Consider the following 19153-nt stretch of genomic DNA (forward strand, 5'->3'; position numbering starts at 1 on the left):
AATGATTTAAGGTAATAATTTAAGTGATTACAAACATTAAATAATCAGGGCAATTTCTGAGTCACCCTTACGCCTGTTAGTCAGAATAACCATTACCAGGAAATAAAAATGGATACCACCCTACAAGTCAGACCGACAAAAAGACGTTACGTCACCTTATTCATGATATTCATTACAGTTGTTATTTGTTATGTCGATCGCGCGAATCTGGCTGTCGCGTCTTCCCATATTCAGCAGGAATTCGGAATAAGCAAAACGCAGATGGGATATATCTTCTCCGCCTTTGCATGGACCTATACCGCCTGCCAGATCCCCGGCGGCTGGTTCCTTGACCGGTTCGGTTCGAGGATGACCTATTTCATCGCCATTTTCGGCTGGTCAGTCGTCACCCTTTTACAGGGATTTGCTGGCGGATTAGCGTCACTGATTGGCCTGCGCGCCGTGACGGGCATGTTTGAAGCACCCGCTTTCCCGACTAATAACCGCATGGTGACCAGTTGGTTCCCGGAACAGGAGCGTGCGTCTGCCGTGGGCTTTTACACCTCCGGCCAGTTTGTCGGATTAGCCTTCCTGACGCCGCTGCTGATCTGGATCCAGGAAATGCTCAGCTGGCACTGGGTGTTCATTATCACCGGTGGCATCGGTATTATCTGGTCGCTGCTGTGGTTCTGCGTGTATCAGTCGCCGCGTAAAAGCAAAGGCGTGAATGCAGAAGAGCTGGAACATATCCGCGCGGGCGGCGGCATGGTGGATGGCGATGCACCGGCGGATAAAAAATCACGAACTCCGCTGACATCCGCAGACTGGAAACTGGTATTTAACCGCAAACTGGTCGGGGTTTATTTAGGACAATTTGCTGTCGCGTCAACGTTGTGGTTTTTCCTGACCTGGTTCCCTAATTATCTGACCCAGGAAAAACATATTGCGGCGCTCACCGCCGGATTTATGACAACGGTACCTTTCCTCGCGGCCTTTTTCGGCGTGTTATTATCCGGAATGGTGGCGGATAAACTGGTGCGTAAAGGTAAGTCGATTGGTTTTGCGCGTAAATTACCGATCATCTGCGGGTTGTTATTATCTACCTGCATTATGGGGGCGAATTATACCAATGACCCGATGTGGATCATGATATTAATGGCGCTGGCTTTCTTTGGTAATGGTTTTGCCTCTATTACCTGGTCGCTGGTTTCGTCATTAGCTCCGGTAAGATTAATCGGGCTGACCGGGGGTGTATTTAATCTGGCAGGCGGTTTAGGCGGAATTACCGTTCCGTTAGTTGTCGGTTATTTGGCGCAGGATTACGGTTTTGCCCCGTCATTAACTTATATTTCCGTTGTCGCTTTACTGGGTGCACTTTCTTATATCTTCCTGGTGGGTGAAGTGAAACGTGTCGGAGATTGCTGAAGATTGCCACTGCCGTTTGAGTCCCCTATTCTTAGGCATACTTTAAACGGCAGGGCGCGCCTGAACGCATGAATGAAAAACAACTCACTACTGATGCCCGCGGGCATCAGCTGACCAACATTAACGTCTGGACGCCGGACAGCCAGTGGCTGGTGTATGACGTGCGTCCGCACGGTGGCTCTTTCACCGGTTCGACCATTGAGCGTGTGAATGTGAAAACCGGCGAGACGGAAGTCCTTTATCGCGCCGGTGAAAATGCTCATGTGGGCGTGGTCACAGTCAGCCCGGTCCAGCCGGCCCGTTATGCGTTTATTCATGGTCCGGAAAACCCGGATGCCCGCTGGCAGTATGATTTCCATCATCGCCGCGGTGTCATTGTCTCTGAGCCGCAGCGCGCGCAGGCCGTGACGCTCGATGCGATGGACATCACCGCGCCGTTTACGCCCGGTGCTTTGCGTGGCGGTACGCATGTTCACGTTTTCAGCCCCGACGGCTCCCGCCTCAGCTTTACCTACAACGACCATGTTTTGCATGAACTGAATCCTGCTCTGGATTTACGTAACGTCGGTGTCGCCTTATCCGGACACCCCGTCATGCCGCCAAAACATCATCCCCGTGAATACGATGGCAGCCATTTCAGCGTGCTGGTCAGCGAAACAACGTCCCATCCGCGGCCTGGCAGCGATGACATTAACCGTGCGTACGAAGAAGGCTGGATCGGGCTCGAAGGCTATGTCAAAACAGGCGGTTCACGTCAGCGGTGGGCGCTGGCCTTTATTGGCGACACACTTTCCGCCAGCGGAGAAAAGCATCCGGAAATTTTCGTGGTGGATCTGCCGGAAGACGACGCGGATTACCTGAAAGCAGGGGGAAAACCGTTGCAGGGAACGCCGGACACGCTGCCTGCGCCACCGTCGGGCGTGAAACAGCGGCGCATTACGTTTACCGAAAAAGGCGTCGCCGCTCAGCCGCGTCACTGGTTACGGTCTTCGCCGGATGGCAGCCAGATTGCGTTTCTGATGAAAGATGAAAAAGACGTGGTGCAGTTCTGGTCGGTGTCGCCTAATGGTGGCAAACCGGTGCAGATCAGCCATTCGGCCAGCGGAATTCAGTCGGCGTTTAGCTGGAGCCCGGACGGTAAATCGGTGGTGCTGGTGTGCGATAACAGCGTGATGCGCCTTGATGTGGAAAGCGGAGAAATGCTCCGGCTGACCGGAAGAACGGAAATCGCGCCGTGCGCGGATGCTGTAGTGTATTCCCCCGACGGCAGCCAGATAGCTTTTATGCGTCAGGTGGGGGAATTTGCGCAAATTTTCGTGACGGCCAGCCGCTGAGATTTTACCTAACCGGCCGGTCTGGCCGGTTTCATTCCCTCAGGCTGAGGCTTACTTTTTATGTGTGGAGGATTTCTGAGTGCGCGGCGTCGTGGTCATCGGCGGAACGTGATCGATATCGACCCCGTTGCTCAGCGCAATGTTGTGCTCTTCGCTGGCTTTGACGCGGTCGCGCGTCGTGACCTTTCCGCTGCGATAATAATCATAAGGCAGCAAAACCGTATCGAGTAAGGCGCTGAAAGGTAAATCCACTAACAACAGCGGGGTCATCGCCCAGCTGGTGTCGTCGCTTTTCATCATATTCACATCAGCGCGTGCGCCTGAATAATAGCCGGTGTCTCCGCCGGTGTGGCTCATCACGCTGGAACAACCGCTCGTCGCTAAAAAAATACATCCTGTCATCAGCGGCGTCAGTACAAATTTCATCATGTTAGAACTCATCTTATGCTGTCAGTCTGAGTTTTTAAGTCAAAACGACTTATACCACCCAGCAAAAAAAATTAACAAAGCAAGCTGTAGCTCTGTGGCTGCGATCCCATTAAGTGTAATGACTATTTGAAATCTTGCAGGAAACCGCCTGCTGTCCCTGGCTTTTCGCCCTCGCACTATTTGTATTTTGACGTCCGCAGTTCAAACGAAAACAAAATTTTTGTCTTTTTCTTGCGAATGCCCACTTGAAATACTCTCTTTCATCGCCATTTTTAATGTACGACGCAGGGGAACGATCGCCGGAAGGGATCGTGAATATAAACCGCGCCGCGAGCCTGTCCATCAGGAAGGCTATATACATATACTCGCTGAATGTCAGGAGAAGTAGTAATGCGTAATTTTGATTTATCACCACTATACCGCTCTGCAATTGGTTTTGACCGTTTATTTAATCTTATCGAATCGGGTCAGAATCAGGGTGGCGGCTATCCTCCTTATAATGTTGAATTAGTTGACGAAAACCATTACCGGATTGCCATCGCGGTAGCGGGATTTGCCGAATCCGAACTGGACATTACAGCGCACGACAATATGTTAGTGGTCAAAGGCGCGCATGCACCGACTGACGCTGACCGCACATATTTATATCAGGGCATTGCTGAGCGTAATTTCGAACGCAAATTCCAGCTGGCCGAACACATTCAAATTAAAGCGGCCAATTTGTCGAATGGTTTGCTGTATATCGATCTGGAACGCATCGTTCCTGAAACGTCCAAACCACGGCGTATTGAGATCCGCTAAGCGTTTATAAAGACAACGCACAAATGAAAAAGTTTAGGCTCGCCGTCAGGGGGCTGAACCGTCACACCCAAATCGGGCGACGGATTAATTAATCTCGCTTCAAAGAAGGAGTTACACAATGCGTAATTATGATATTTCCCCATTACTTCGTCAGTGGATTGGTTTTGATAAATTAGCCAGCTCAATGCAGGGCGGCGATCAGGCTTTTCCTCCGTACAATATTGAGAAGTCTGACGACAATCATTACCGCATTTCGCTGGCGCTCGCTGGTTTCCAGCAGAGCGAGCTGAATATTGAAGTGGAAGGGCCGCGTTTAACCGTCAGCGGTACGCCTGCTCAGCCGGAAGCGAAAGTGGAATATCTGCATCAGGGGTTAGTGATCAAGCCTTTCACCCTGAGCTTCACGCTGGCAGAGCACATGCATGTGTCGGCCGCCGAGTTTGTAAACGGCCTGCTGCACATCAATCTGGTGCGTGACGTACCGGAAGCTTTGCAGCCACAGAAAATTGCGATCGGCACCGAGAAACCTGCACTGGAGAATCAGTCAGCGTAATCCGGCGGCAGAGTCGCTAAAAACGAAAACAGGAGGACATTTGTCCTCCTGTTTTTTTATGCCTGTCGTGCAGGAAAATTAATTTTCGGCGTGCGCTTTTTCGACTTCTTCCGCCAGAATTTTCACGCCGCGTTCAATCTGTTCCGCATCCGGCACGTAGTTCATGCGCATGCACTGATGCGTATGCGGCCACGGATGCTCAAGCCCCGGGAAGAAATAATCCCCCGGCACCATCAGCACGCCGCGCTGTTTCAGGCGCTGATACAACACTTCAGTAGTAATCGGCAGATCCTTAAACCACAGCCACAGGAAAATTGCGCCTTCCGGTTTGTGGATCAGGCAGCGTTCTTCCGGCAGATAGCGGCGCAGCGTGGCGATGGTTTCCTGCACACGCTGAGAGTAAAACGGCTTGATCACGTTTTCTGATAACTTCAGCAAGTCACCACGGGCAATCATTTCTGTGGCGATGGCAGGCCCGACGCTGCCCGGTGCCAGACTGATAATCCCGTTCATATTGCTGATCGCTTTGATGATTTTCTCATCGGCAATCACGATGCCGCAGCGAGAACCCGGAAGACCGAGCTTCGACAGGCTCATGCACAGAATGATATTCGGGTTCCACAGCGGCGTTGCGTCGGTAAACACGATGCCGGGGAACGGCACCCCATAGGCGTTATCGATTAATAACGGAATATCTTTCTGCTGCGCCAGTGCATCGAGGCGAATCAGCTCTTCGTCAGTAATCACGTTGCCGGTCGGATTGGTCGGGCGTGAAACGCAGATCAGGCCGATATCATCAGTGATATTCAGATGATCAAAATCGACGTGATATTTGAACTGGCCTTCGGGCAACAGCTCGATATTCGGTTTGGCGGAAACAAACAGATTTTCGTCCAGCCCGGCGTCCGCGTAACCCAGATATTCCGGAGCCAGCGGGAACAGCACTTTCGACATGCTGCCGTCGGCGCGACGTCCGGCGAACAGATTGAATAAATAGAAGAAGGCGCTCTGGCTGCCGTTGGTCAGCGCGATATTTTGCGCATCGAGCTGCCAGCCGAGTTCTTTCTGCAACATTTCTGCCAGTGCGTGACGCAGCACGTCCTTGCCCTGAGGGCCGTCGTAATTGCACAGCGCTTCGGTCAGCTTGCCTTCGGCCAGCATTTCCGTCAGCAGCGTCTGGAAATAATCCTGCATCTCAGGGATCTGCGCCGGATTACCGCCGCCCAACATCACAGCACCTGGTGTGCGTAAACCGTCATTCATATCGCCCATCAGGCGGGTAATGCCTGAAAAACGGGTAAATTTGTCACCGAAAGCAGAAAACGTCATAGAAAGCTTTGTATGTTATCGAAATGTGATGCCCACCATAACGCCTGAGGCTAAGCAGTGCAATCCGACCACGGGGTTTTGAACTGTCCTTCCCTTTCAAAAATCCCTGAAAGGGAAGGAGAAGGAAGGGGTTACTTCCTGAGAACTTCAGGATTCACGCAGAACTGTTTAACGTCGCCGTTCAGGGCGGCGATCAGGTTATCCACCGCACAGGCCGCCATATCGTAACGGGTCTGATGTGTCGCGGATCCCACGTGCGGCAGCGCCACCACGTTGGGCAGGCTCAGCAGCGGAGAATCTTTCGGCAACGGTTCTTTCTCGAACACGTCCATCCCGGCACCATAAATCGTCCCGTCTTTCAGGGCTTCAATCAGCGCAGGTTCATCAATGACCGGGCCACGACCGGCGCTGACCAGCACGGCGCTGGATTTCATTTTCGCCAGCTGTTCCTTGCCGATCAGATGGAACGTTTGTTGGGTCATAGGCAGCAGAACACAGACGAAATCAGATTTCTCCAGCAGTTCGTCCAGCTCACATTTGCGTGCGCCAAAACGCTCTTCCGCTTCGGTATGCTGACTGCGTGCGTTGTACAGAATCGGCATATCAAAACCGAAATGCGCACGCTGAGCGAGCGCCAGGCCGATGCGGCCCATACCCACGATACCCATGGTTTTGTGGTGAACATCGATGCTGAACCAGTCCGGGCCGACGTTTTCTGTCCATTCACCCGCTTTCACACGTTCGGCCAGATTCACGACGCGGCGGGCAGTCGCCAGCACCAGCGCCATCACGGTATCAGCGACCGTATCGGTCAGCGCGGTCGGGGTGTGCATCAGCGGGATTTCACGACGCGTCAGTTCCGCGACGTCAAAATTATCGTAGCCTACGGAGCTGGTGGAAACGGCGCGCAGGCGCGGCGCGTGATCCAGCAAATCTTTATCCACCCGACCGCCTGAGCCCAGCAGTCCTTCTGCGTTCTGCAAAGCGTCTAAAACCTGCGCACGGTTTTCTTCAGTGATGTCATCAAATTGAGTGATGGCGAAATGCTGTTCCAGGCGTTGTTGCAGGTCTGCGGGTTGTTTCTTATACACAACGATAGACGGCTTCATCAATTACAACTCCCTCAGGTTAAGGAAACTTCTTTTTGTTTCATTTCAGATTGTCGCGGTTTTACCAGCAGGGTTAATCCTGCGGAAACCAGTAACGACACGGCCATAAAAATAAAGGAGGCTGCCGGGCTGCCCGTATTACCGTTCAGATAACCGACAAACCAGGAACCAAAGAACGAGCCAAGCGCTCCGAGGCTGTTGATTAACGCCATGGCGCCGCCGGAAACATTCTTCGGCAGCATTTCAGGAATGATGGCGAAAAACGGGCCATATGGGGCATACATTGCCGCGGCAGCGACCACCAGTAAACTGTACGAAAGCCAGAAATTGTTTGTGCCAACGGCCCATGAACCAAAGAATGCCAGCGCGCCGATCAGTAAAAGTGGCCAGACAAATAACCGGCGGTTTTGCATCTTGTCGGAAGCCCACGACACCAGAATCATGGCGATCGTGGCCGCCAGATACGGCGCGGACGACAGCCAGCCCGCTTCGACCATGCCCATCGATTTCCCGTCGCGCAAAATCGACGGCAGCCACAGTACAAAGCCGTACACGCCGATGCTCCAGAAGAAATATTGCAGGCAAAGGAAAATGACGTTCCGCGAACGGAAAGCTTCGCGATAACCGCCCACCGCCTGAATACTTTTCTGCTCTTTTTCCAGCTGTGCGGCCAGCGCTTTCTTCTCCTGACTGCTCAGCCAGCTGACTTCTTCGGGTTTATCTTTGACGGTAAACCACCAGATAATCGCCCAGATCACCGCCGGAATACCCTCGAAAATAAACATCTCCCGCCACCCGAACGACTTGATCAGATAGCCGGAAAGCACCGACATCCACAGCACCGTGACCGGATTGCCGAGGATCAGAAACGTATTGGCACGCGAACGTTCGGACTTCGTAAACCAGTTGCTGATATACACCAGCATCGCGGGCATGACCGCGGCTTCCACCACTCCCAGCGCGAATCGGATCACTGCCAGCATCGGAATATCAGTGACGACACCGGTCAGCGAGGCGAATCCGCCCCACAGTAAAAGGCACCAGAAAATCAGTTTTTTAACGCTGCGCCGCTCGGCGTAAATCGTGCCGGGGATTTGGAAGAAGAAATAGCCCAAGAAAAACAGCGCGCCCAGCAGGGACGACATACCTTTGGTGATGCCGAGATCGTCATTAATGCCCGCCGCCGACGCGAAACTGAAATTCGAGCGATCGACATAGGCCAGGCTGTACGTGATGAACACGACCGGCATGATGTACCACCACCGGCGGGCTGCGATCCCGGGTTGTTTCATGGCGATTTCTCCGGATGAGGCATCAGAATTACTGACGCAGTAGTTCGACGTAGTAACGCGTCACGGCGGTCAGGTCATCCCCTTCCAGCGGGAATTCGATGCCGCGCGGCACATCCTGAGGCAACATTTTCAATAAAGGTTCCCAGCTGCCGTCGCTGTTATCGAGCGCCACGGCGTGCCATTTTCCGTCTCGCTGTTCCGCCGCTTTCACATGCACATAACCCACATGGCGTGCCAGGCGTTCAGCGGCCGCGCTCGGATCCTGTCCCACCCACAGCCAGTTCGCTGTATCAAACGTCAGGCTCAGCGGCAGATGCAGCGATTCCGCCGCAAACGCAAAGGCATTAATGCGCGACAAAATTCCGCAATCGCTCGACTGATCATTCTCCACCACCAATTTGACGGTCTGAGAATCCAGCAGTACGCGCAGCGGCGTCAGGTCGGCACCGGGTTCAAATTCGCCCAGTGAAAACTTAATGGTGCGGGCACCTAAAACATGCGCTTCGGAAAAATACTTTTTTGCATCCGGATTCAGTTTGCCGCCTGAAATGAACAGCGGGAAGGGCACCGAATAGACCGAAAACAGCCCGTGGCGCTTAATGTTTTCCGCCAGTTCGGGCAGGGCATCCAGTTCCTGCTCGCTGAACAATTCACGACGAATTTCCACACCGTCTGCCTGCGCGTCTGCAATGATTGAAAGCAGCGCGGCCTGCCCGCCAAGGGCCTTCACCACGCTGTTTCCGTAAGCGGCGGTGACAATGACGACTTCTCTTTTCATGCGTGTGTATCCTGGTAAACGCGCCACTGCGGCGGCGCAGGCGATCAAATCCAAAACATCATTTTAGTAAAACAAACGCCAGTTGGAGGTGTTGTTAATGTTTTGTTTCGTTTTATACAACCTAATTGGAACCGGTTCCAATCAACAGAACAAAAGGCCTAAAACATGATCCCGCTCACGAAGAACGGGGCAGGAAACGGAGGGAAAAAGAATCAGCGCGCTGCCGTGGAACCACGTGCAATCAGCTCGCCGGAGAATTCCAGGTCTTTAACGGGATCGGTATTTCCCTGTATCCGCGCGACCAGCTGGCCGAGCGCGGCCACGCCCATTTCGTAGGTCGGCTGTTTGAGCGTAGTGATCCCGACACCTGCCAGTTCGGCCCAGTCCAGTTCGTCGAAACCAGATAATCCGATGTCCTGCCCCCAGACAATCCCCTGCCGTCGCATGGCGCGAGCGACCTGCAATGTGAGCGTACCGTTCACGCACATTACGGCTTTTCGTTTGTCGGGATGGCGGGCAATAAATTCACGCAGCAGATTATCCAGTCCGTCGGTATTCGAAATCTCAATCTCGCCCTGTTCGGCGATGTGCTGCGGCGATTGCTGCATGCGATGGAGAAAAGTACGCAGACGGTCAAAACGGGTATTAATGGTGGCGGGCTCGCTGATAAAAAGCAGAGCTTCAAAACCCTGTTGCAGAAGGTGATTGGTCATCATCTGCGTGGCTTCGACGTTGTTCAGGCCGATGACGTCGCAGGCAAAATTCGCGACTTTACGGTCGATCAGCACCATCGGTAAATTGGCCTGTTGCAGCGTGGAAATCGCCGCTTCACGCATTCCGACGGCGTTCACGACAATGCCGTCCACGCGATAACTGCTGAGCAATTGCAGATAATGTTTTTCCTGATCGAGCTCGTTATTGGTGTTACACACCAGCAGCGTCAGCCCTTGCTGGCGGCAGGCAGCTTCGACACCGCGCATGACTTCAACGGAATACGGGTTGGTGATATCGGCAATAATCAGGCCAATCAGACGCGTCTGGCCGCTTTTCAAGCTGCGCGCCATCTGGCTGGGCTGATAATCGAGCAGGGCGATCGCCCGTCCGATGCGTTCTTTTAACGCGTCGGACAGCAGGTCTTTTTCACCGTTGAGATAACGTGAAACGCTGGTTTTACCCGTTTTCGCGGCGCTGGCGACATCACGTATCGTGGCGCGTACCGGTGCGCCCGGTTCCTGTTTTTTACTCACAGCCTTTCTCTCCTCATGCTTGTCCCACGGAGACTAGCACAGAGTGCCGAAAGGCTGCATCCCGTAAGTCAGCGCAATCCCTGCGCCGTTTGCACCCCGGAAACCGTCCCGGTCTTTGGTCTGCTGCTCAGCGTAAAGGCCGAAATGATTGTCACGCTAAAGGCAATACCGCCAAGGATCAGGTAGGTATCGCTGAACCCGATGCGGTCATACAAGTTACCGGCGAACGCCGAAAGGAAGATGGCCGCCAGCTGTTTGGCAAAGTTAAACCCGATCAGATAAATGGTCGCCGAGAACCGGACATCAAAAATCTGCGTGATGTATTTGAATACGCCGACCAGCAGGAACGGCACTTCCAGCGCATGCAGCATTTTGAGTAAAATGACTTCGATGGCGGTGGTCGCAAATGACGAGCCGACAATGCGGATCGACATAATGGTGCCCGCCAGCAGCAGCGTATTTTTCGCGCCGATGCGGTTAATAATCCACGGCGAACAGAACATGATCAGTGCGTTACATAATTCTCCGGCGGTGGTGACATAGCCGAACATTTCCGTACCCTGCTGCGGCGAGGCGAAGAACGTTTTGAAGAACGTCGCGAATTGCTGGTCAAATACGTCATAGACACAGGCCACGCCAATCACATACAAAATCAACATCCACAGTTTGCGTTCTTTCAGCAGCAAAGCCGCCGTTTTCAGTGAGAATTGCGGCTGATTGGCGCCGAGTTTATCCAGAACCTGCGCGTTTTTGTTTTCCTGCGGACGGGCAATCATCAGCAAAATCATCAAAATGACGGCCGCGCCGGAGCCCATCCAGAACACGATGTCGGGATTAATGTTAAACAGCACGCCCGCTGTCGAGGCACAAATTCCCCAGCCGAAACAACCGAACATCCGCGCCTTGCCGTATTCAAATGAACTGTTGCGGCTGACCCTTTCGATATATGCCTCAGTTGCGCCCGAACCGCCCGCGAACACGAAACCGATATAGGCACCGCCGAGAATGGCGCCGAGCACGATATTGAGTTTTAACAACGGTGCGAAAACGTAAATGAAGAACGGCGCGAACAAAAACAGCATCACGGCGATGATCCACAGCAGATGCTTTTTCAGGCCGAGCTTGTCAGAAATGATGCCGAAAATCGGCTGAAACAAAATGGCGAACAGCGACATGCTGGAAAACACGATGCCGGTTTCCGTTTTACTCAGGCCGATAATGTCAGAAAGCCATATCGGTAAAAACGGATAACAGGTCGCCATAATAAAGAAATAGAGGAAGAAATAGCTGCCAAATATCCAGAAGTTGGCATTGTTTTTATAGAAACAGCGGTCGGAAGTTTGTGTAGGGTTCATAGTGATTTCCTTGCCGAAACCATGAAAACCGGCACTGTCGCACCGGTGTTTTTTGTTGTTATCTGATTTCTTCGAAGCCCAGAAGCAGGGCGCTTTCCGGATCCAGTACCGGTAACGCCACCCCGGCATTTGCCAGCCATTCACCGTTCAGCACCGGCGATTCATGCAGCCACGCCGGTTGTACGCGCATGGTATGACCGCTGCCGCCGCCTTTCAGCAACGCCGGTTCATCAAGCACTGTCACGCGATAACGTGCATCTGCTTTCAGCCCCGGCACGCGTAACGTACCGGGCAGCGACCAGGTTGGCATTGCCAGCTGACTGACCAGAAACACCGCGCGATCTTTGTTCACGCTGACCACGCCGTGAATCAGCACCGTTTCGTCGTGCGTATCTACGCGGTACACATCACCGCTGTGTAATAACGGGCGCAACTGCTGATGCAGGCGGGTATATTTCGCAAAACCGGCGCGCTCAGCCTCCCCTTCTTTCACCGGATCCAGCTCAATGCCCATATGGCCGAACAGCGCCGTCAGGCCGCGAAATTCAATGCTGTGCTGGCGTGACGTGGCGTGGCACCGTTTATTGCCGATGTGCGAGCCCATGACTTCCGGCGGGAAGAAATAGCTCATGCCGCGCTGAATTTTCTGCCGCTCCAGCGCGTCGTTATTGTCCGATGTCCAGAAACGATGGCTGCGTTTGAGCACTTCGAAATCAATGCGGCCCCCGCCAGACGCGCAGGATTCAAACTCGATGTGCGGGAAGCGTTCGCCCAGCACATCCAGCAAACGGTAGAATTGCTGCGTTTGTGCCGTCAGCGCCGCGCGGCCTTCATGGCCGGGCTGGACGATTTCACGGTTCATGTCCCATTTCACGTAATCGACATCGTGCTCGCCGAGCAACCAGCTCATGCGTTCCACCAGATAATCAAAGACCTGCGGATTGTTCAGGTCGAGCACGAACTGATGACGGCCACTCGGTTGCTGGTAACCCGGCAACGCCAGCAGCCAGTCGGGATGGGCGCGGTACAAATCCGAATCCGGGTTAATCATTTCCGGCTCGACCCAGATACCAAATTCCATGCCGAGATTTTTAACGTGGTCGATCACCGGTTTCAGCCCGTTCGGGTATTTCTTCTCATCGAGATACCAGTCCCCCAGCGCGGCGCGATCGTGGTCGCGCCCCTTAAACCAGCCGTCGTCGATAATGAATCGTTCAACGCCTAACGCGGCGGATTCTGTCGCCATCTGCATGATGTAGTCAGGATCGTGATCGAAATAAATGCCTTCCCAGGTATTAAGATGCACCGGACGTGGTTTCTCGGTCGGGAACCGCAAAATCTGTTCACGCACAAACCGGTGGAACTGCTGACTCATCCGGTTCAGGCCGCTGGCGGAATAACTGGCGTACAGCCACGGCGTTTCCAGCGTTTCGCCCTGTTCCAAGCGCTGTTCGCCGGGGAAATACAACGCTTCGGCCTGCACCAGACGGCGACCGTCGGTTTTGATGTCAGCGCGCAGACGGTGGTTACCGCTCCAGCCCAGATGCATTCCCCAGACTTCGCCCTGTTCTTCACTGAAACCCGGATGACCGATCATCATCGCCGGAAAATATTCGGAGGACGTTTTCCCGCGGCGGTTTTCCTGAATGATGCCGCCGTGGTCTAACAACGTGCGGTGCGGTTGAAACTCTTTGATCCAGCGGCCATGAAACGCCATGACTTCGGCGGCGCGTTCCGGCAGCGGCAGGGTGACAGCCAGCCGCGTGACCTGATACGTGCCGGGTTTGAGACTGGTCAGTGCATTGCGTGCCTGTAAAACGCCGCTGTCATCAAGGCGCAGTTCGCTGCGAAATTGCAGACCGGCGACCGCGTCTTCGGTGGTGATCGTCAGCTGATTTCCGTCGTGCTTGACCTGCGTGGTATTGAACACCGGCGACCAGTCCAGTCCGTCGCGATGGCCTTCCATGCCCGGCGTACCAAAAGAACCGCGGCCTGAATCGGCGCTGAAATTCACCGGCGCTTCCACATCAATCCGGCCATTTGGCACTGCGCGGCTCAGCGAAATAATGTCATCCGCAGAAAACTGACTGAGGCGATTTCCCCAGTAAAGAATCTCAGCGTAAGGCGTGCAGCGGACGATCAGGCTGGTCTGTCCGCCGGTTAAATGAATAATCTGGTTTTCCATATAGTCACTGCTCCACACATAAAATTGCGCTGATAAGACGCGATCAGGTGGAGTAACTATTGATCCGAAACGTTTCGGATAGGAAATGAGAAAAGTGAAAAATGTGATATAGGGTGGAAAAATAACCTAAGGGTGAATTATCAGCGTGGTGGATGGACGGTGACGCCTGCCTGCAATTCGGGCTGCCAGAGAACCTGCAAATTTTTCAGCGGTTCGTTGCGGATCAGCGCCATGGTCATCGTGGCAATTTGCAGGCCGACCGCTTCGCGCGTGCCCTGACGGACAGCGGTAACGGCGACATCGGGCACGCTGTCGCCCGGCAAACCGTCAAAAATAATCAGGGAAATACCGCCGCTGAGCAGCAATCCGGCTTCATGCAACGCCAGCGCGGCACCTTCGCCATGCATATTGCAGTCGCAGACAATGGCCGTCGGTGGCACCGGTAACGCCAGCAGCGCCTGCGTGGTCTGATAACCGGCGCGACGGCTCGGGCTGATTTTATGCACGTAATCAGGATTGTGCGGCAGCGCGTTTGCCCGCAATCCGTCGAGATAACCCTGATAGCGCTGCCCGATAAACGATTGCTGATTGTTCTCGCCGAGAAACGCGATACGGCTGTGGCCAAGTGTGGCCAGATGATCGACCGCCATCTGCATTCCGGCGCGGTTATCGAAATCAAACCAGGCGTAATCCTGCGTCAGACACTGGCTGCGCCCCAGTGCCAGAAACGGAAAATTACGCTGTTGTAAATCCAGCAGTCGCGGGTCGTTATCCAGCGTATGCGCCACCAGCATGGCATCGACGCGTTTACTTTCGATCAGCCGCCGCCAGGAAAACGTGCCCAGTTCATCCGGCACCAGTAGTAAATCGATTTCATATTTTGCCAGTTCGCGGGTGATACAGCCGACCATTTCGATAAACGCGGAATTGCTCAACGGATGAGAAGTGAAAGGGAAAATGAGGCCAACGGCGTCGATCTTCCCCATTTTCAACCGGCGGGCGAGAGTGTTTGGCCGGTAGCCGCGTAAATCTGCTGCCGCCTGAACCCGCGCTTTGGTATCCGCTGAAACATCATCGTACCCGTTCAGCGCACGGCTGACGGTGGTGACAGAGAGACCGAGATCTTTCGCAATCGCTTTCAGAGACATACTGGCATCCGTTACACAGGGGGGAAGGCGCGTGGCGGGAGAATATCACAAACGTGAAAACGGAGCCGAATGGCTCCGTTTTTATCAGGGAAAGGACAAAATTTACTGCAATGGACTGAGGGTGATCTCGACGCGACGGTTCTGCGCTTTACCGGCCTCAGTGCTGTTGCTGGCGATCGGATTGTCCGGGCCTGCACCAGTGGTGTGTACGCGGCTGCCTTCAACGCCCTGTGTGATCAGCGCGCTGCCGACGCCATCAGCACGTTGCTGTGAAAGTTTCATGTTGAGTGCGCGGGTACCGGTGCTGTCGGTGTAACCCACTACGTTGACAGCGGTTTTCGGATACTCTTTCAGCACCATCGCCACGCCGGTCAGCGTATTTGCACCTGCCGGTTTCAGCGTGCTGCTGTTGGTGTCAAACGTCACGTTGTTCGGCATGTTCAGCACGATGTTGTCGCCCTGACGGGTCACGCTGACGCCGGTGCCTTTCATCTTGTCGCGCAGTTTAGATTCCTGAACATCCATGTAATAACCCGCACCGCCACCCAGTGCAGCCCCTGCCGCTGCCCCGATCAGCGCGCCTTTGCCGCGATCGTGTTTGGATGAAGAAAGCATACCGACGCCCGCGCCGAGTGCGGCACCAATGCCCGCACCAATGCCGGATTTGCCTGCTTCTGATTCCCCGGTGTAAGGGTTGGTGGTACAGGCGGAAAGGCCCATCGTCACACACAGCACGCCCGCAACCACTAGAAGTCTTTTGTTCATCATTATTCCTTTCTGGATGTTTAATTTTTCAGAACTTTACTGCGGCATTATGACTGCTCTTTTGGCGGCAAGTTGCACAGAAAAAGGTGTCAAAACATAAACAAATGCAACAGGCAGAGTTCAGCCCTGCGGCGTTCTGGCGCTCTTTATGCGCAATTTTGGGGCGTTACGCAGTAGGAGAATTCCGGTTATCTGTTTTTGTATTTTTGCAGATTTTGGGAACTTATTCGGAAAGGGGATGGAACCAGCGGAGGATCCAGGTGGGCATGTCGGTGCCGGGATGACGGGTTTCGGCGGTGATCTCAAAGTTTTCCTTACGATAGAACGCCATCGCACGGTGGTTTTGCTGGTACACCTCGAGCAGCAAAACCGGATATTCCTCCTTGGCCGCCGCCATCAGCCGTTGCGCGGTACCGTCGCCGTAATGGGACGCTTCGACAAACAGGGCACCGATAAACTGCTGATTCAGCACGCCGATAAAGCCGCAAATTTCATCATTTGTATCGCAATCCACCCAGACGCGGGCTTTGGGCAAAAAATCTTCCCTCACCATTTGCAGGCTTTCAATCCAGTAGGATTCGGCAATAAAAGAGTGAGAAATCAGAGAACTGTGCAGCCAGAGCAACAAAATGGTTTCGTGATCGGCGGGCTGCGCAAGGCGGATCATGACGGCTGATTCGCCGGATGGCAGAAGCAATAAGACTGATGATCGTTCACCAGCCCGGCTGCCTGCATAAAGGCATAACAAATCGTTGAACCGATAAATTTAAAGCCTTTCTTTTTCAGCGCCCTGGACATGGCATCGGACACCGTCGTTTTCGCCGGAACGCCTTCCGGGCCGAGCGGATTATTGATGACCGGCTGGCCGCCCACGAAATTCCAGATGAATTCTGAGAAACTTTCACCGCTGGCTTCCATGGCCAGATATGCCTGCGCGTTACCGATAATGGCTTTGATTTTTCCCCGATGGCGGATGATACCGGCATCAAGCACCAGGCGTTCAACGTCGTCGTCAGTCATTTTGGCAATTTTCACCGGATCAAACGCGTGGAAGTTCTGGCGGTAATTTTCGCGCTTTCTCAGCACGGTTATCCACGAAAGTCCTGCCTGCTGGCCCTCGAGGCACAACATCTCAAACAACTCGCGGCCATCTTTGACCGGCACGCCCCATTCTTTATCGTGGTAATCGAGGTAAATCGGTTCTTTGGAAACCCAGCTACAGCGCGTCATCTCGTTTTCTCCTTGAAAGCGTGGGCTCCAGTGTGTGGTTTCTCGGATAACTCTGCAACGTCGCAATTTGCGCACCGTGAACTTGACGCTGGTCGGATCTGAACAATATTTAAAGCCATTCATTACGAATTCCTTACATTTAATCAGGGGCATGCGCCGCTGAAACTTCAGGAAAACAGGTTTATGGCAGGCACAAAAAAGTACGCAACACGGCTGACGCAGGGCGCATTCGCCGTGGCGCTTTGCCTCGGAACGCAGGCTTCAGCGCAGGCTTATGATCAGCTGTATGTTTTCGGCGACAGCCTGAGTGATACCGGCAATATTGGCCGCTGGACCTTCGACAGCAGCTCACATCAGCTGTATGACGAAATTCTGGCGAACAACATCGGCACGACCTTAAAACCCTCTTCACAAGGCGGGCAGAACTATGCCGAAGGTGGTGGCGTCGCGGTTCCGGGGCTGGATTCCGATTACACCACGCAGGAACAGGTTCAACATTATCTGGCATCGACCGGCGGCAAAGCCGACCCGAACGGGCTGTATATTCACTGGATCGGCGGTAACGATCTGGCCGCTGCGGCGCTGAGCCTTAATCCGGTCACGGCGCTGCAAATTGCCACCAACAGCGCCACGCAGGCGGCCTCGCAGGTGAATGATTTACTGAAGGCGGGTGCCGGAACGGTCATCGTGCCGACGGTGCCCAACATCGGACTGACGCCGGTACTGATGGAAGGCGTGATTCAGGTCGGATTACTGCCGGTGCAGCAACAGGCGCTGGAAGCGGCCTATCAGTATCTGAATGCGCAGAATACGCCGGATGCCGGTGCCCGTACCGAAGCGATTCACAAGGCTCTGGCCGCAGCCGCGGCGGAAGGTTCCGGTATTCCGCTGGTGCAGGACGTTATCGCCAAAGGGCTGGCGGCGGCGTATGACGCGCTCAAAGACGTAGCGGGCGGCCTGACCGATACCTACAACACCACTGAGGATATCGCGCTGGCGAAAACTGGCGGCAATATTGCACGCGTGGATATCAACGGATTGTTCAACGAAGTGGTAGCCGATCCGGCGTTATACGGTTTCGCCAATACTGCCGGCACGGCCTGTCCGGTCGGGACATCCGCGTCGGAATGCACCTCGAATCTGCCGGGCTTCGACGCCAGTAAATCGTTCCTGTTTTCCGATCATTTCCACCCGACACCTCAGGCGCACGCGCTGATCACCCAGTACATGCAATCGGTGATCAACGGTCCGCTGGAAGCCACGGCGCTGAATCAGGGCTCGCTGGCGCTGGCGCGAAATACGCAGGGATTGCTCGACAGCCGCTATCAGCAGTTACGCACGCAGGATAACGATGCCGGTACGTTTGGTATGTTTGGCGGGTATGCCGGGCAGAGTGCCGACAGCAAAATCAATCCGTCGCTGGGGGATGGCGATCTGACCTCGAATTCGCTCAATATCGGCATGGATTATCAGATGACCGATCGCTGGATGATGGGGCTTATGATTTCCGGTTCAGACGATAAACAGGATCCGACTGACCATTACAGCTACCGCACACGCGGCTGGATGGCGACGGCGTTTACCGGCGTGAAAATCGCCGAAAACGGCTGGATCAACGGCGATGTGCATTATGGTTCACTCAATTATGATGACATTAACCGCCGCATCACGCTCGGGCCCACCACCCGCACTGAGCGCGGTGAGACAGACGGTAAACAGATCGGCGGACGCGTCACCGCGGGCTGGGATTTCCCGATTTTACCGGTGCTGAAAACCGGCCCTGTGGCGCAATACAGCTGGGATTACAGCAGCATCAATGGCTACAGCGAACAGGGGAGTACCAGCACCTCAATGCGCTTTGGCGACCAGACGTCCCATTCGCAGATCGGCGCACTCGGCTGGCGTGTAAATGCAGAACTCGGCATCGTCAATCCGTATGCACAGGTGACGTATGACCGGCAGTTTGGGGACAAAACCTATACCGCGACCGGTGCCATCAAATCCACCCGCACGCATTTTAGCCGCACCACAGGCGAGCAGGATGACGACTGGGTCGATATGACCGTCGGCGCCAACGTCCAGATCACCCACAGCATTTCCGCCTTTGCCGCCGTCTCCCAGACCACCGGCCTGGATTCCGGCGAACAAACGTCATACAACGCGGGGATCAGCGCAAGATTTTAAAAGCATCTTA

17 protein-coding genes are annotated in these 19153 nt (G+C 54.1%); 5 read left to right on the forward strand and 12 right to left on the reverse strand.

Annotated features, from left to right (window positions below; translation table 11 throughout):
* Positions 1 to 108 precede the first annotated feature (108 nt).
* Together GW579_RS17550 and GW579_RS17555 are read left to right on the forward strand one after the other, a co-directional pair.
* On the forward strand, positions 109 to 1404 hold the full coding sequence (locus GW579_RS17550) for an MFS transporter (protein WP_152323735.1): 1296 nt from the start codon (positions 109 to 111) through the stop codon (positions 1402 to 1404).
* Between the two features lie 68 nt (positions 1405 to 1472).
* On the forward strand, positions 1473 to 2738 hold the full coding sequence (locus tag GW579_RS17555; protein WP_165060673.1) for a YidR family protein: 1266 nt from the start codon (positions 1473 to 1475) through the stop codon (positions 2736 to 2738).
* A 51-nt stretch (positions 2739 to 2789) separates the two neighbouring features.
* On the opposite strand, the gene GW579_RS17560 is transcribed toward GW579_RS17555, so the two are convergent.
* Positions 2790 to 3167 (reverse strand): YceK/YidQ family lipoprotein, encoded by a 378-nt coding sequence (locus GW579_RS17560; RefSeq protein WP_152323733.1) that lies wholly within the window; start codon positions 3165 to 3167, stop codon positions 2790 to 2792.
* Positions 3168 to 3557: 390 nt separating this feature from the next.
* On the opposite strand from GW579_RS17560, the gene ibpA reads away from it, so the two are divergent.
* Positions 3558 to 3968, forward strand: a complete 411-nt coding sequence (ibpA, locus tag GW579_RS17565) for a small heat shock chaperone IbpA (RefSeq protein WP_152323732.1) — start codon at positions 3558 to 3560, stop codon at positions 3966 to 3968.
* Positions 3969 to 4086: 118 nt separating this feature from the next.
* Positions 4087 to 4521, forward strand: coding sequence for a small heat shock chaperone IbpB (ibpB, locus tag GW579_RS17570; RefSeq protein WP_152323731.1), 435 nt, complete (start codon positions 4087 to 4089; stop codon positions 4519 to 4521).
* Positions 4522 to 4599: 78 nt separating this feature from the next.
* Here ibpB and GW579_RS17575 read toward each other — a convergent pair whose 3' ends face one another.
* The 11 genes from GW579_RS17575 to GW579_RS17625 form a co-directional block, all read right to left on the reverse strand.
* Positions 4600 to 5850, reverse strand: a complete 1251-nt coding sequence (locus GW579_RS17575; RefSeq protein ID WP_165060677.1) for a valine--pyruvate transaminase — start codon at positions 5848 to 5850, stop codon at positions 4600 to 4602.
* Between the two features lie 131 nt (positions 5851 to 5981).
* Positions 5982 to 6959, reverse strand: a complete 978-nt coding sequence (ghrB, locus tag GW579_RS17580; protein WP_165060680.1) for a glyoxylate/hydroxypyruvate reductase GhrB — start codon at positions 6957 to 6959, stop codon at positions 5982 to 5984.
* 14 nt (positions 6960 to 6973) lie between these two features.
* Positions 6974 to 8251, reverse strand: a complete 1278-nt coding sequence (locus GW579_RS17585; RefSeq protein ID WP_165060682.1) for an MFS transporter — start codon at positions 8249 to 8251, stop codon at positions 6974 to 6976.
* A 28-nt stretch (positions 8252 to 8279) separates the two neighbouring features.
* Positions 8280 to 9029: a sugar phosphate isomerase/epimerase family protein gene (locus GW579_RS17590; protein WP_152323727.1), complete on the reverse strand. Its 750-nt coding sequence runs from the start codon at positions 9027 to 9029 to the stop codon at positions 8280 to 8282.
* 212 nt (positions 9030 to 9241) lie between these two features.
* Positions 9242 to 10276 (reverse strand): LacI family DNA-binding transcriptional regulator, encoded by a 1035-nt coding sequence (locus tag GW579_RS17595; protein WP_152323726.1) that lies wholly within the window; start codon positions 10274 to 10276, stop codon positions 9242 to 9244.
* Positions 10277 to 10344: 68 nt separating this feature from the next.
* Positions 10345 to 11631 (reverse strand): MFS transporter, encoded by a 1287-nt coding sequence (locus GW579_RS17600; protein ID WP_165060685.1) that lies wholly within the window; start codon positions 11629 to 11631, stop codon positions 10345 to 10347.
* A gap of 58 nt (positions 11632 to 11689) precedes the next feature.
* Positions 11690 to 13816, reverse strand: a complete 2127-nt coding sequence (locus GW579_RS17605; RefSeq protein WP_165060688.1) for an alpha-galactosidase — start codon at positions 13814 to 13816, stop codon at positions 11690 to 11692.
* A gap of 140 nt (positions 13817 to 13956) precedes the next feature.
* On the reverse strand, positions 13957 to 14964 hold the full coding sequence (locus tag GW579_RS17610; protein WP_165060691.1) for a LacI family DNA-binding transcriptional regulator: 1008 nt from the start codon (positions 14962 to 14964) through the stop codon (positions 13957 to 13959).
* A 102-nt stretch (positions 14965 to 15066) separates the two neighbouring features.
* Positions 15067 to 15729, reverse strand: a complete 663-nt coding sequence (locus GW579_RS17615; protein ID WP_152323786.1) for an OmpA family lipoprotein — start codon at positions 15727 to 15729, stop codon at positions 15067 to 15069.
* Between the two features lie 223 nt (positions 15730 to 15952).
* Complete coding sequence (locus GW579_RS17620; protein WP_165060694.1) at positions 15953 to 16396, reverse strand: N-acetyltransferase; 444 nt, start codon at positions 16394 to 16396, stop codon at positions 15953 to 15955.
* The gene (locus tag GW579_RS17625; RefSeq protein WP_152323721.1) at positions 16393 to 16959 is read right to left on the reverse strand and encodes a DNA-3-methyladenine glycosylase I; all 567 of its coding nucleotides are present in this window, start codon (positions 16957 to 16959) and stop codon (positions 16393 to 16395) included. Before GW579_RS17625 ends, GW579_RS17620 begins: the two co-directional genes overlap by 4 nt.
* A 183-nt stretch (positions 16960 to 17142) precedes the next feature.
* Here GW579_RS17625 and GW579_RS17630 point away from each other — a divergent pair, with 183 nt between their 5' ends.
* On the forward strand, positions 17143 to 19143 hold the full coding sequence (locus tag GW579_RS17630; protein WP_165060697.1) for an autotransporter outer membrane beta-barrel domain-containing protein: 2001 nt from the start codon (positions 17143 to 17145) through the stop codon (positions 19141 to 19143).
* Positions 19144 to 19153 lie beyond the last annotated feature (10 nt).

Origin of the sequence: Rahnella contaminans (assembly GCF_011065485.1) — a bacterium.
GTDB lineage: Bacteria > Pseudomonadota > Gammaproteobacteria > Enterobacterales > Enterobacteriaceae > Rahnella > Rahnella contaminans.

Bases quoted from the DNA above. Each gene is read 5' to 3' on its own strand.
- GW579_RS17590 (WP_152323727.1), bottom strand. From the start codon at position 9,029: ATGAAAAGAGAAGTCGTCATTGTCACCGCCGCTTACGGAAACAGCGTG.
- GW579_RS17560 (WP_152323733.1), bottom strand. From the start codon at position 3,167: ATGATGAAATTTGTACTGACGCCGCTGATGACAGGATGTATTTTTTTA.
- GW579_RS17610 (WP_165060691.1), bottom strand. From the start codon at position 14,964: ATGTCTCTGAAAGCGATTGCGAAAGATCTCGGTCTCTCTGTCACCACC.
- GW579_RS17585 (WP_165060682.1), bottom strand. From the start codon at position 8,251: ATGAAACAACCCGGGATCGCAGCCCGCCGGTGGTGGTACATCATGCCG.
- ibpB (WP_152323731.1), top strand. From the start codon at position 4,087: ATGCGTAATTATGATATTTCCCCATTACTTCGTCAGTGGATTGGTTTT.
- GW579_RS17600 (WP_165060685.1), bottom strand. From the start codon at position 11,631: ATGAACCCTACACAAACTTCCGACCGCTGTTTCTATAAAAACAATGCC.
- GW579_RS17630 (WP_165060697.1), top strand. From the start codon at position 17,143: ATGGCAGGCACAAAAAAGTACGCAACACGGCTGACGCAGGGCGCATTC.
- GW579_RS17625 (WP_152323721.1), bottom strand. From the start codon at position 16,959: ATGACGCGCTGTAGCTGGGTTTCCAAAGAACCGATTTACCTCGATTAC.
- ibpA (WP_152323732.1), top strand. From the start codon at position 3,558: ATGCGTAATTTTGATTTATCACCACTATACCGCTCTGCAATTGGTTTT.
- ghrB (WP_165060680.1), bottom strand. From the start codon at position 6,959: ATGAAGCCGTCTATCGTTGTGTATAAGAAACAACCCGCAGACCTGCAA.
- GW579_RS17615 (WP_152323786.1), bottom strand. From the start codon at position 15,729: ATGAACAAAAGACTTCTAGTGGTTGCGGGCGTGCTGTGTGTGACGATG.
- GW579_RS17575 (WP_165060677.1), bottom strand. From the start codon at position 5,850: ATGACGTTTTCTGCTTTCGGTGACAAATTTACCCGTTTTTCAGGCATT.
- GW579_RS17555 (WP_165060673.1), top strand. From the start codon at position 1,473: ATGAATGAAAAACAACTCACTACTGATGCCCGCGGGCATCAGCTGACC.
- GW579_RS17620 (WP_165060694.1), bottom strand. From the start codon at position 16,396: ATGATCCGCCTTGCGCAGCCCGCCGATCACGAAACCATTTTGTTGCTC.
- GW579_RS17550 (WP_152323735.1), top strand. From the start codon at position 109: ATGGATACCACCCTACAAGTCAGACCGACAAAAAGACGTTACGTCACC.
- GW579_RS17605 (WP_165060688.1), bottom strand. From the start codon at position 13,816: ATGGAAAACCAGATTATTCATTTAACCGGCGGACAGACCAGCCTGATC.